Genomic DNA, 12,161 nt, shown 5'->3' with positions numbered 1-12,161 from the left:
CTTGAGACAAATGCCTCAAATCCTTTGTGTAGCTTGTTTTTTAACTATATTTCAGTTAGACTGGCCAAACGCGTTATTAGTAATTCTTATAAGCGACTATGACTTGTTATTAGAAAAGACTATAGGTTGATCCCCTTCTCACGGAGATTTGCCAGACACTCCTCATAGTAGGTAGCATCATGCTCACTATAGATAGGACTTTTCAGCTTTTCCTCTACTAAGTCTTGATAAGGAGGGCAGGTCTTACCACGGTAGTTCTTGTCCAACCACTCTGGACTAACCTTGTAGCCACGGCCAGCCATCTCCTCCATGATCAAGCGATGATAGGCATAGAGACGATAGGGCGAGTGGGTAAAGACATAGTCCACCGTTGCATGCTTTCTGCCCCAGCCATTGCCACTCAGGGCGCAGCATTCTCGATGTTGTCCCAAGAGCTGAGGACGGGGAAGTTGTGAAATCAAAGCCTCATGCCAAAGTCTCATGGGAGTCTCCTTTCAGTAAAGTCGAATGTTGCAAGTAGGTATTGGGATAGCGTTCAAGCAACTCTCTCGTCTTAGCGATTAAGTCTTCCTTAGAAGCCTGACCAAAGCGGTAGCGATCCAGCAAGAGCATGTAGTCCTGGCGCTCAGCATCTGTCACTTTCTTTTTAAAATAGCCCCAAATATGCTGAAAGGCATTGCAGACCTGACCCCTGTGTTCTGGAATCTGGCAGGCACGGTCAATCAGTTCTTGAACATGACTCAGCTCCACCTCTTCATTCTTGAGATATTGACGAATATCATTATAAATATTGCTGGAATGACTCAAAACGAGGTATTTGTTTCTCGCCCAGAGTTGCTGGCAAAGGGCACGTTTGTTGTTATTCATAATTGACATTATACCATGTTTGGATTCAGAAATATCTATTCCTACCTTATAATCTTATAAAATTGCCTTTTTTAAAGCCGCTTGAAGTTCTTCATCTACTGCGTAGATATAGAGTCCATTTACTCCTCTTGTAAGTAAAACATTTAATTCATTTTTTAAAAGATCTTCACCAAAATTTTTCATTTCACCATTTTCGAGTTTCCTATTTTGAACTGCTCCTTTATTTTTACTAGCAGAGATATCAAACTTAATTTTACCATCTCTATATTTAACCGATGGACCAATAATGACTCCAGCATAATTCAAATCAAAACCTTGCACAGTAAAAGTGGATCCTACTTCACCAATAGTTTGTGGTTGTTCAATCCAAGAAAGTTTAGAGCTTTTCCTATCCCTACTCAATTCTCTATTCCAAGGACAAGACCAGTCATCTATTTCCACACACCAATAATCTTTAGATTCAGGTTTAGATTGACTACTATATTCCCAATCATAAGTTGCTATTAACCTAGAAATCCCTAAATGACGATTCTCATCTTTTAATTTAATAGCATCCTGTAATTCCTTAGGAGAATTAAATATCTGGATATCATAGTTATTATCTTCTTTTAATTTGGTAATTTCTCTTTTATCAATAATATTTCTAATCCAACTAATTGTTGATTCACTGGCTTTTATACGCATTTGATTATTTAATTCAATTAAATTGCCAGACAGCCTCGCTTGATGCTGTAAAGTCAAAAATGAATCATCTACCCATATTTGAGATTTACTCATTATTTGATTATCATCGTACACTAAAACTACTACTTTCGATTTTGATAGTATATCCTTTAAATGATTACCACCTTGATAAGCTTGATTTTTTGCAGTCAAAAGTAAGTGTCCTTCGTCAATAACAACTATACCAGCATTAGCATCTTGCTTTTTTAGTGCGTTTAAAAACTGAGTTGGTTTCAAAGCAACATCAAGAGTTGAACCACTCTTCCATTCAAGCTTTTTCTCTATTTCTTTATAGACACTCAATTGATCATCATGATTAACAACCAAATTAATTGCATTATTTTCTCTTAGGAAATCCGTGTCATCAGAATTTAATAGATCATCGATTAAAGAACTCATCAAAACAGTTTTACCAGCACCAGCTTCTCCTTTAACCAAGATTAAAGTTCCAAACTCGTTCTTACTAAGTGCTGATGTAATTTTAAAAATGATTTCATTTTTCGCTTTTAATTGCTCATTGGTTAATTTATGAAATGGAGAAGATTTAAAAATTGCAGAATTTCTAACAATACTTTCTGCTGGAAATAAATACTTATTTTTCTTATTTAACGAACTCCAAATTTTAGTAAAAATCTCATCAAGCTCATCAGAAGTATAATATTTATTTTGAGGATTCCCTCGTCTGTTTTGAACATTTGAAACATTATCAACACTTAATAAATACAACATTAGTCTATTCTCAATATCTAGTGTCAAAGACTTATTAAAGTGATGATGACCTATAACAAACATTTTAGTAGTATTTGATTTTGAAAATTTAGTCCAATCTTCTCTAATTTCACCTAAATGTTGATTTGTACGACGTACAATATCTGTTGTTTCACCTACATAAACACTATATCCATCAGAATTTTTATCATTTACAATATATATAGTCGGATACTCAAACAATAGCATCTTGTTTTCATCACGAAAACTGATTTTTAAAGTTTCCTGTAAAGTGTCTAATGAACCACTTTCATATTTTACTTCTTCAATTACTGGTTTCAATATTTTACTCATATCAGTTACTCAACACTATAATTCAGTATATTTTTTATTATTCCCCTTACTTAATTTAACAGGATATTTCGCTTTATTTTTTTCTAATTTTTCTTCAATAATCTGTTCTATATCCAGTTGTAAATTATCAGCTAACATCATTGAATATATTAGCACATCTGCTAGTTCTTCTTTAATTCTTTCAAGAGAATTTGTTGTAACTTCTTCAGGCTGCTTCCATTGGAACAATTCTAGAAGTTCACTAGATTCCAGCAAGATAGAAATAGCTAAATCTTTTTCATTGTGAAATTTTCTCCAATCCCGATCATCTCGAAATTTATTAATTTTCTCTATTGTTGATTTCATTTATTTTCTCCAACTTCAATTTACTTATACACATTATATCATGAAACCCGTTCTTAAATTTTATAATTGGAATAAAATTAGGTTTAAATTCTTGAAGTTCCCTCTAATCCCAAAACAATCCTTTCCCCCTTTCTCCTCCAAAATATGGTATAGTAGAGTTATACTATCTATGAGGAGTTTACATGTCACAGGATAAACAAATGAAAGCTGTTTCTCCCCTTCTGCAGCAAGTTATCAATATCTCATCGATTGTCGGTGGGGTTGGGAGTTTGATTTTCTGTATTTGGGCTTATCAGGCTGGGATTTTACAGTCTAAGGAAACCCTCTCTGCCTTTATCCAGCAGGCAGGGATCTGGGGGCCACCTCTCTTTATCTTTTTACAGATTTTACAAACGGTCGTCCCTATCATTCCTGGGGCCTTGACCTCGGTAGCTGGGGTCTTTATCTATGGTCACATCATCGGGACTATCTACAACTATATCGGGATTGTGATTGGCTGTGCCATTATCTTTTATCTGGTGCGACTCTATGGAGCTGCCTTTGTCCAGTCTGTCGTCAGCAAGCGCACCTATGACAAGTATATCGGTTGGCTGGATAAGGGCAATCGTTTTGACCGTTTCTTTATCTTTATGATGATTTGGCCCATTAGTCCAGCTGACTTTCTCTGTATGCTGGCTGCCCTGACCAAGATGAGCTTCAAGCGCTATATGACTATCATCATTCTGACCAAGCCCTTTACTCTCGTGGTTTATACCTACGGTCTGACCTATATTATCGACTTCTTCTGGCAAATGCTTTGACACATAAAAAATCCGTTTGGTTCCCCAAGCGGATTTTGTGCTTTATTTTGAAACTTCTTTTGCAAGAACAAAGTTCCCAAGTGTGGCAGAACCATTTCCTGCTACTGCTGGTGTCACGATGTAGTCACGCACATCAGGTACTGGTAGGTAACCATTGAGAAGAGATGTAAATTTCTCACGGACACGGTCTAGCATGTGTTGTTGAGCCATGACCCCTCCACCAAAGACAATCACGTCTGGGCGGAAAGTCACTGTCGCATTAACCGCAGCTTGAGCGATATAGTAGGCTTGAACATCCCAAACAGGGTTGTTGAGTTCAATATTTTCCCCACGTACACCTGTACGAGCTTCCAAACTTGGACCAGCTGCATAGCCTTCCAGACATCCCTTATGGAAAGGACAAACACCCTTAAACTCTTTTTCAATATCCATTGGGTGTCTAGCAACATAATAATGACCCATTTCAGGGTGACCCACACCGCCGATAAACTCACCACGTTGGATGACACCTGCACCGATACCTGTACCGATTGTGTAGTAAACCAAGTTTTCGATACGACCACCAGCATTGTTACGGGCAACCACTTCACCATAGGCAGAGCTGTTTACGTCTGTAGTGAAGTACATTGGCACGTTGAGGGCGCGACGAAGGGCACCAAGCAAGTCCACATTTGCCCAGTTTGGTTTTGGAGTCGTTGTGATAAAGCCATAAGTTTTTGAGTTTTTATCAATATCAATCGGACCAAATGAACCAACTGCAAGGCCAGCAAGGTTATCGAATTTTGAGAAGAACTCAATGGTTTTATCGATTGTTTCGATTGGAGTTGTTGTTGGAAATTGTGTTTTTTCTACAACGTTAAAGTTTTCATCACCGACAGCACAGACAAACTTTGTACCGCCCGCTTCCAAGCTTCCATATAATTTTGTCATGATAAACCTCTTGTTTTTATTTTCTTTATTATAGCATATTTTAAAAATCTAAGTTTCTCAATTTTTTAGATTTTCCTCTGTAAATCTTACCATTCAAGCAAAAACGAACAAACATGTCATTTGTTCGTTTTCACATTAGAGAGGATTGATTAGATTTTCACTTCGATCACAGCATCCCCCTTCGCAACTGAACCTGTTGCGACTGGAGCTACTGAAGCGTAGTCAGCTGTATTTGTAACGATAACCATTGTTGTATCATCAAGACCAGCTGCAGCAATTTTGTTTGAGTCAAAGGTTCCAAGAACATCGCCAGCTTTAACCTTATCACCTTGAGCAACTTTTGCTTCAAAACCTTCACCATTCATAGATACAGTGTCAATACCAACGTGGATCAAGACTTCAGCACCATCAGTTGTTTTCAAACCAAAAGCGTGTCCTGTTGGAAAGGCAATTGAAACTTCAGCATCAGCTGGTGCATATACCACACCTTGGCTTGGTTTCACAGCGATACCTTGTCCCATAGCTCCACTTGAGAAGACTGGGTCATTGACATCGGCAAGAGCGACAACATCACCGACGATAGGAGTTACAAGTGTTTCATTTCGAAGAGTTGCTGGAATGTTACCAGTTGTTTCTTCTTGGACCAAACGTTCTGTCTCTACTTCAGTAGCAACTTCTTTTTCATCCTCATAACCAAACATATAAGTAAGAGCGAAACCAAGAACGAATGATACAGCTACCATAAGAAGGTATTGTGCAAGTTGTCCGTTACCGATGTAAAGCATTGTACCAGGGATGACGGTGATACCATTACCAGTACCTGCAAGTCCAAGGATAGAAGCCAATCCACCACCGATTGCACCAGCAATCAATGAAAGGAAGAATGGTTTACGGAAACGCAAGTTAACCCCGAAAATAGCAGGCTCTGTAATACCTAGGAAGGCAGAAAGAGCAGCTGGGAAAGCAAGTGTTTTTAGTTTTGGATTTTTAGTTTTAACACCAACCGCAACAGTCGCAGCACCTTGAGCTGTCATAGCAGCTGTGATGATCGCGTTGAATGGGTTAGCATGGTCAGCAGCAAGCAATTGAACTTCAAGCAAGTTGAAAATGTGGTGCACACCTGACACGACAATCAATTGGTGAACCCCACCGATCAAGAAACCACCAAGACCAAATGGCAAGCTGAGGATCGCTTTTGTAGCGATAAGGATGTAGTTTTCAACGACGTGGAAGACCGGTCCAATGACAAAGAGTCCAAGGATAGACATGACCAAAAGTGTAACAAATGGCGTTACCAAGAGGTCAATGACATCTGGAACAACCTTGCGGACAGCTTTTTCAAATTTAGCTCCGACAACCCCGATGATGAAGGCTGGAAGAACAGAACCTTGCAAACCAACAACAGGGATGAAACCAAAGAAGTTCATAGCTGTTACTTCACCACCTGAAGCGACTGCCCAAGCGTTTGGAAGCGAGTCAGAAACAAGCATCATACCAAGAACGATACCAACGGCTGGATTTCCACCGAATACACGGAAGGTTGACCACACAACCAAACCTGGCAAGATGATAAAGGCTGTATCTGTCAAGATTTGCGTGTAAGTTGTCACGTCAGCTGGAAGTGTCATTCCAAGAGCAGTCAATAGACCACGTACACCCATGAAAAGACCTGTTGCTACGATAACTGGGATGATTGGAACGAAAACGTCACCGAAAGTACGGATAGCACGTTGGAACCAGTTCCCTTGTTTGGCAGCTTCTGCTTTCATATCATCTTTAGATGATGTTGGCAAACCAAGTGCAACAACTTCATCGTACATTTTGTTAACTGTACCTGTACCAAAGATGATTTGGTATTGACCTGAGTTAAAGAAAGCACCTTGAACTTTTTCCAAGTTCTCAATCACTTCTTTATTGATTTTTCCTTCATCTTTGACCATGACACGAAGACGAGTCGCACAGTGGGCAACACTGTTGACATTTTCACGTCCGCCCAAGGCATCGATGACTTTTTTTGCAATTTCCTGATTGTTCATTTGCAAAAATCTCCTTATATAAAATTTTGTTCTTGTTTGAAAGCGATTTTATCCGCCCTACGACTATTATTTTATCATGTTTTAGAAATATGTCAAGCGTTTTGCAGAAAAAATATTCTATCCACTTAGTAAGCATGCTTTAGATTGATTGATTTTGACTGTTTTATCAGGTATTCCTTGAAAAAATAAGTTTAAAATCTTATTTAAAAGGGTTTTGTTTCATTCTCTTTCATATTTTCGTGAAAATTTGATTGATTTCCTGCATTTATTTTGTGACAAACGTTTGACAGTTTTTTCTTTTTTTTAACATAAAAGGCTTGCTTTTTTTTCCGAAAACGGTTACTATTAAAAGTGATAAGATTTTTGGAGGAATGAATGAATGAAATGGACAACTGAGCGTCGTTACAGACTTTATCAAGATTGGACGCAAGAAGAAATTCAACATATAAAAGAAAATATGGCACAATCTCCATGGCATACTCATTACCATGTTGAGCCAAAAACAGGACTCCTAAACGACCCAAATGGCTTTTCTTACTTTGATGGAAAGTGGATTGTTTTTTATCAGAACTTTCCTTTTGGTGCAGCCCATGGTTTGAAATCTTGGGTTCAATTGGAAAGTGAGGACTTGGTTCATTTCACAGAAACTGGAGTCAAAGTTTTGCCTGACACTCCATTAGATAGCCACGGTGCCTACTCTGGTTCTGCCATGCAGTTTGGCGATAACTTATTCCTATTTTATACAGGAAATGTCCGCGATGAAAATTGGATCCGTCACCCATACCAGATTGGGGCTTTGATGGATAAGGAAGGCAATATTACGAAGATTGACAAGATCTTAATTGACCAGCCGGCAGACTCTACAGACCACTTCCGCGATCCGCAAATTTTTAATTTTAAAGGTCAATACTATGCCATCGTCGGTGGACAAGATTTGGAGAAAAAAGGCTTCGTTCGTCTCTACAAAGCTATTGACAACGACTACACAAACTGGCAAGCTGTTGGCGACCTTGACTTTGCTAACGACCGCACTGCCTATATGATGGAATGCCCAAATCTGATCTTTGTAGGGGAGCAACCTGTCCTTCTTTACTGCCCACAAGGATTGGATAAGAAAGTTCTAGATTACGATAATATCTATCCAAATATGTATAAGATTGGGGCTTCCTTTGACCCTGAAAATGCCAAAATGGTAGATGTGTCTCAACTTCAAAACATGGACTATGGTTTCGAAGCCTATGCAACTCAAGCCTTCAACTCTCCTGATGGACGTGCTCTAGCTGTTAGCTGGCTTGGTTTGCCAGATGTTTCTTACCCTTCTGATCGTTTTGACCACCAAGGAACCTTCTCTTTGGTCAAAGAACTCACTATCAAAGACGGTAAACTCTACCAATACCCAGTCGCAGCTGTCAAGGACCTTCGTGCTTCTGAAGAAGCCTTCTCAAATCGTGCCCAAACCAATAACACTTACGAACTTGAACTCAACTTGGAAGCCAATAGCCAGAGCGAGATTGTCTTACTTGCTGATAAAGAAGGCAAGGGACTTTCAATCAACTTTGACCTTGTAAATGGTCAAGTGACAGTGGATCGTAGCCAAGCTGGTGAACAGTACGCTCAAGAATTTGGGACAACTCGTTCTTGCCCAATCGATAACCAGGCTACTACTGCTACAATCTTCATCGATAACTCTGTCTTTGAAATTTTCATCAATAAAGGAGAAAAAGTATTTTCTGGTCGTGTCTTCCCACATGCGGACCAAAATGGTATCCTGATCAAATCTGGAAACCCAACTGGAACTTACTATGAATTAGATTATGGTCGCAAAACTAACTGATGTCGCCAAACTTGCAGGCGTCAGCCCTACTACCGTTTCTCGGGTTATCAATAAAAAAGGCTATTTATCAGAGAAAACTATTCAAAAGGTCAATGAAGCCATGCGGGAATTGGGCTATAAACCCAACAACCTAGCTCGTAGTCTGCAAGGAAAATCGGCTAAATTAATCGGCTTGATTTTCCCAAATATTTCCAACGTTTTCTACGCAGAATTGATTGATAAGCTGGAACACCAACTCTTCAAAAATGGTTATAAGACCATCATCTGCAACAGTGAGCACGATTCTGAAAAGGAACGCGAATACATCGAAATGTTAGAAGCCAATCAGGTAGACGGCATCATTTCTGGTAGTCACAACTTGGGAATCGAAGACTACAATCGTGTGACAGCACCGATTATTTCCTTTGACCGAAATCTGTCTCCAGACATTCCAGTCGTTTCCTCTGACAATTATGCTGGTGGGGTTCTCGCAGCCCAGACCTTAGTCAAGACAGGTGCCCAGTCTATCATCATGATTACAGGGAATGACAATTCTAATTCGCCAACCGGACTACGCCACGCTGGCTTTGCATCTATTCTCCCCAAAGCACCTATTATCAATGTTTCCAGTGACTTTTCTCCAGTCAGAAAAGAAATGGAAATCAAGAATATCTTGACCCATCAAAAACCAGATGCCATCTTTGCTTCGGATGATTTGACCGCTATTCTAGTCATTAAAATTGCCCAAGAACTGGGTATTTCTGTTCCTGAAGAGCTCAAGGTCATCGGCTATGATGGGACTTACTTTATCGAGAATTACTATCCTCAACTCGCGACCATCAAGCAACCTTTGGAAGAGATTGCCTGCCTCACTGTTGATCTTCTCTTGAAAAAGATTGAAGGCAAGGAAGTCGCAACAACTGGTTACTTCTTACCAGTCACCCTATTACCAGGAAAAAGTATTTAATACTCTTCGAAAATCTCTTTAAACCATGTCAGCTTCCATCTGCCACCTCAAAACAGTGTTTTGAGCAGCTCGCGGCTAGCTTCCTAGTTTGCTCTTTGATTTTCATTGAGTATAAGCACAAGAAAACTCAGACTAATTCGTCTGAGTTTTTTTATGATCTTAAATTTTCTAGATAACGCTGGGCAGTCTCTAGATTAAAGGTTTTATCTGCGATGAGGCGCTCGACCAGGGGAGCAACTTCAGACTCACTAGCACCAGCTAGGAGAGCTAAAGATTTAGCCTGCAATTTCATGTGGCCTTGCTGAATTCCTGTGCTGACCAAGGCTTTGAGGGCCGCAAAGTTTTGGGCAAGCCCGATAGACACGATAAGCTGGGCTAATTCTTTGGCAGAAGGATTTCCCAGTAGTTCATGACTGAGGGCTACACGAGGGTTGAGACCGATAGAGCCGCCCTTGGTCGCCACAGGCATGGGCAGGGTCATCTCACCGACCAATTCTTCTCTTTCAAGGTCCAACGTCCATTGACTAAGACCTTGATAGCGCCCATCTCGACTGGCATAGGCATGGGCCCCCGCCTCAATAGCACGCCAGTCATTACCAGTGGCAATCAAAATGGCATCAATACCATTAAAAATTCCTTTATTATGGGTAGCTGCTCGATAAGGATCAGCCTGCGCAAACTGACTAGCCAACGCAATTTTCTCCGCAATTTCTCGTCCTTGGTCCTTTTGGCGGCTCAAGTAGCGAAAGGCGATGCGACAGCTTGCCGTCACCAGAGAATCAGTCGCGTAATTAGACAGGATTCCCATAAGACTTTGTCCCTGACTGAGTTCTTCTAAGACTGGTTTCAAGGCCTCCAGCATGGTGTTGAGCATATTAGCACCCATGGCTTCCTGGGTATCGACATGGAGATACACAACGAGAAAGTCTGTTTCGCCTTTTATCTGCTCTACATGCAAATCACGCGCCCCACCTCCACGTTTAACGATAGAAGGATAAGCTTGATTGGCAAGTTCCAAGAGTTCTACTTTCTTGCCGTCAATTTTCTCTTGCGCTAAATCTGGATCAGCAACTTGATAAAGGGCTACCTGACCAATCATCTGACGCTCATGGACTTGCGCAGTAAACCCGCCTGCACGCTTGATGATTTTACTTGCATAGCTGGCCGCAGCAACCACTGAGGGTTCTTCTGTCACATAGGGAACTGTGTATTCCTGACCGTTAACGAGAACCTCTGGAACCAGCGAATAAGGCAGTGAAAAAGTTCCCACCACATTCTCACTCAGCTGGTCTGCCACAGTCACACTCATCTGTTCATCCTGCTCCAAACTCTCTTGTCTCTCAGGACTAAGGAGCGCCTGAGCTTTTAACAGCTCGAGGCGCTCATGGTATGATTTTTTAGAAAATCCATTCCAACTTATCTTCATTATTTTTCAACCTTGCTATAACGGCGTTGGTGGTCCACAATTTCAACCAAGGCAAAATCTTGATTTTCATAGCCAGCAAACTGGGTAGAGTTTGTTTCATCTAACTCTACTTCCTCAAAGAAGACTTTTTCATAGTCTGCAACAGACAGGGCAGTTCGTTGGTTGAGCTTGTTCAAACGGTCTTTATCTAGATAAGCTTCATATCCTTCAATCAACTCACCACTGAAGAACTCAGCTACAGCCCCACTTCCGTAACTATAAAGGGCGATTTTATCGCCAGCCTTCAAGCTATCTGTATTTTCCAAGAGAGACAAAAGTCCAAGGAAAAGTGAACCTGTGTAGATATTCCCCACCTTTTGACTGTAGAGAATAGACTGGTCAAAATGCTTTTGCAAGAGGTCTTTTTTCTCTTGCGACAGACTCTTATCCATGATTTTTTTCAAGCCTTTTAGCGCTAATTTAGGATAAGGCAAGTGGAAGCAAACAGCCGCAAAATCATCCAAAGTAAGCTGGTAGCGTTTTTGGTATTCAAGCCAAGTCGTTTTCAAACTATCTAGATATTGTTGGGTAGAATAAACACCATTTACATAAGGAGTTGTTGAGTAATTTGGACGCCAGAAATCCATTATGTCACGAGTCTGAGCCACATTGTCATTATTAAAGGCCATAATGCGTGGATTTTGTGTAATCAACATAGCCACACTTCCAGCACCTTGAGTTGGTTCTCCTGGAGTTTCAATACCGTACTTGGCAATATCGCTTGCGATGACCAAGACCTTGGACTCTGGAGAATTTTCCACATGCAATTTGGCATAATGAAGGGCAGCTGTCGCTCCATAGCAGGCTTCTTTAATCTCGAAACTACGAGCAAAAGGCTGGATGCCCAGCAAACCATGAACAAAGACGGCCGCAGCTTTACTTTGGTCAATTCCTGACTCAGTAGCCACAATGACCATATCAATTTCTGCTCTTTCTTGCTCAGTTAAAATAGAATCACTTGCACTGGCTGCCAAGGTCACGATATCCTCAGTTAGAGGCGCAATACTCAATTCCTTGAGTAAGAGTCCTTTGCTTAATTTTTCAGGGTCAATTCCCCTCGCTTCTGCTAAGTCTTGTAATTTCAAGACATATTGACTGGTCGCAAAACCAATCTTATCAATACCGATTGTCATATTTACCTCTGTTTTATCAT

11 protein-coding genes are annotated in these 12,161 nt (G+C 40.5%); 3 read left to right on the top strand and 8 right to left on the bottom strand.

The window, feature by feature from the left end; all coding sequences use genetic code 11:
- Nucleotides 1–119 precede the first annotated feature (119 nt).
- Genes JQ843_RS02865 through JQ843_RS02850 form a run of 4 tightly spaced genes read right to left on the bottom strand, consistent with a single transcriptional unit; the run spans nucleotide 120 to nucleotide 2,997 of the window.
- On the bottom strand, nucleotides 120–482 hold the full coding sequence (locus JQ843_RS02865; protein WP_203212848.1) for a TIGR02328 family protein: 363 nt from the start codon (nucleotides 480–482) through the stop codon (nucleotides 120–122).
- Complete coding sequence (locus tag JQ843_RS02860; protein WP_419991895.1) at nucleotides 466–867, bottom strand: YbgA family protein; 402 nt, start codon at nucleotides 865–867, stop codon at nucleotides 466–468. Before JQ843_RS02860 ends, JQ843_RS02865 begins: the two co-directional genes overlap by 17 nt.
- 54 nt (nucleotides 868–921) lie before the next feature.
- Nucleotides 922–2,652 carry a DNA/RNA helicase domain-containing protein gene (locus JQ843_RS02855; protein ID WP_203212847.1) on the bottom strand — a complete coding sequence of 577 codons (1,731 nt, stop codon included), beginning with the start codon at nucleotides 2,650–2,652 and terminating at the stop codon, nucleotides 922–924.
- Nucleotides 2,653–2,667: 15 nt separating this feature from the next.
- Nucleotides 2,668–2,997: a MazG-like family protein gene (locus tag JQ843_RS02850; protein ID WP_000843086.1), complete on the bottom strand. Its 330-nt coding sequence runs from the start codon at nucleotides 2,995–2,997 to the stop codon at nucleotides 2,668–2,670.
- 182 nt (nucleotides 2,998–3,179) lie between these two features.
- Between JQ843_RS02850 and JQ843_RS02845 the strand changes: the two genes are divergently transcribed.
- Nucleotides 3,180–3,797, top strand: a complete 618-nt coding sequence (locus tag JQ843_RS02845) for a TVP38/TMEM64 family protein (RefSeq protein ID WP_000076168.1) — start codon at nucleotides 3,180–3,182, stop codon at nucleotides 3,795–3,797.
- A 42-nt stretch (nucleotides 3,798–3,839) separates the two neighbouring features.
- On the opposite strand, the gene scrK is transcribed toward JQ843_RS02845, so the two are convergent.
- The gene (scrK, locus tag JQ843_RS02840; protein ID WP_000164310.1) at nucleotides 3,840–4,727 is read right to left on the bottom strand and encodes a fructokinase ScrK; all 888 of its coding nucleotides are present in this window, start codon (nucleotides 4,725–4,727) and stop codon (nucleotides 3,840–3,842) included.
- Nucleotides 4,728–4,876: 149 nt separating this feature from the next.
- Complete coding sequence (locus JQ843_RS02835; RefSeq protein ID WP_203212846.1) at nucleotides 4,877–6,763, bottom strand: sucrose-specific PTS transporter subunit IIBC; 1,887 nt, start codon at nucleotides 6,761–6,763, stop codon at nucleotides 4,877–4,879.
- A 379-nt stretch (nucleotides 6,764–7,142) separates the two neighbouring features.
- On the opposite strand from JQ843_RS02835, the gene JQ843_RS02830 reads away from it, so the two are divergent.
- Nucleotides 7,143–8,597 (top strand): sucrose-6-phosphate hydrolase, encoded by a 1,455-nt coding sequence (locus JQ843_RS02830; protein WP_033685441.1) that lies wholly within the window; start codon nucleotides 7,143–7,145, stop codon nucleotides 8,595–8,597.
- Nucleotides 8,578–9,543 carry a LacI family DNA-binding transcriptional regulator gene (locus JQ843_RS02825; RefSeq protein ID WP_203212845.1) on the top strand — a complete coding sequence of 322 codons (966 nt, stop codon included), beginning with the start codon at nucleotides 8,578–8,580 and terminating at the stop codon, nucleotides 9,541–9,543. The genes JQ843_RS02830 and JQ843_RS02825 overlap by 20 nt, the downstream gene beginning before the upstream one ends.
- 151 nt (nucleotides 9,544–9,694) lie before the next feature.
- Here the strand turns inward: JQ843_RS02825 and JQ843_RS02820 are convergent, their stop codons facing one another.
- The gene (locus JQ843_RS02820; protein WP_203212844.1) at nucleotides 9,695–10,969 is read right to left on the bottom strand and encodes a hydroxymethylglutaryl-CoA reductase, degradative; all 1,275 of its coding nucleotides are present in this window, start codon (nucleotides 10,967–10,969) and stop codon (nucleotides 9,695–9,697) included.
- Nucleotides 10,969–12,141, bottom strand: a complete 1,173-nt coding sequence (locus tag JQ843_RS02815; protein ID WP_203212868.1) for a hydroxymethylglutaryl-CoA synthase — start codon at nucleotides 12,139–12,141, stop codon at nucleotides 10,969–10,971. The genes JQ843_RS02820 and JQ843_RS02815 overlap by 1 nt, the downstream gene beginning before the upstream one ends.
- Between the last annotated feature and the right edge of the window lie 20 nt (nucleotides 12,142–12,161).

The organism is Streptococcus mitis (assembly GCF_905187495.1).
GTDB lineage: Bacteria > Bacillota > Bacilli > Lactobacillales > Streptococcaceae > Streptococcus > Streptococcus mitis_CU.
The sequence above is the reverse complement of the archived record's forward strand: the minus strand, read 5'-3'. Positions and strand labels throughout refer to the sequence as shown.

Bases quoted from the DNA above. Each gene is read 5' to 3' on its own strand.
- JQ843_RS02865 (WP_203212848.1), bottom strand. From the start codon at position 482: ATGAGACTTTGGCATGAGGCTTTGATTTCACAACTTCCCCGTCCTCAG.
- JQ843_RS02860 (WP_419991895.1), bottom strand. From the start codon at position 867: ATGAATAACAACAAACGTGCCCTTTGCCAGCAACTCTGGGCGAGAAAC.
- JQ843_RS02855 (WP_203212847.1), bottom strand. From the start codon at position 2,652: ATGAGTAAAATATTGAAACCAGTAATTGAAGAAGTAAAATATGAAAGT.
- JQ843_RS02850 (WP_000843086.1), bottom strand. From the start codon at position 2,997: ATGAAATCAACAATAGAGAAAATTAATAAATTTCGAGATGATCGGGAT.
- JQ843_RS02845 (WP_000076168.1), top strand. From the start codon at position 3,180: ATGTCACAGGATAAACAAATGAAAGCTGTTTCTCCCCTTCTGCAGCAA.
- scrK (WP_000164310.1), bottom strand. From the start codon at position 4,727: ATGACAAAATTATATGGAAGCTTGGAAGCGGGCGGTACAAAGTTTGTC.
- JQ843_RS02835 (WP_203212846.1), bottom strand. From the start codon at position 6,763: ATGAACAATCAGGAAATTGCAAAAAAAGTCATCGATGCCTTGGGCGGA.
- JQ843_RS02830 (WP_033685441.1), top strand. From the start codon at position 7,143: ATGAAATGGACAACTGAGCGTCGTTACAGACTTTATCAAGATTGGACG.
- JQ843_RS02825 (WP_203212845.1), top strand. From the start codon at position 8,578: ATGGTCGCAAAACTAACTGATGTCGCCAAACTTGCAGGCGTCAGCCCT.
- JQ843_RS02820 (WP_203212844.1), bottom strand. From the start codon at position 10,969: ATGAAGATAAGTTGGAATGGATTTTCTAAAAAATCATACCATGAGCGC.
- JQ843_RS02815 (WP_203212868.1), bottom strand. From the start codon at position 12,141: ATGACAATCGGTATTGATAAGATTGGTTTTGCGACCAGTCAATATGTC.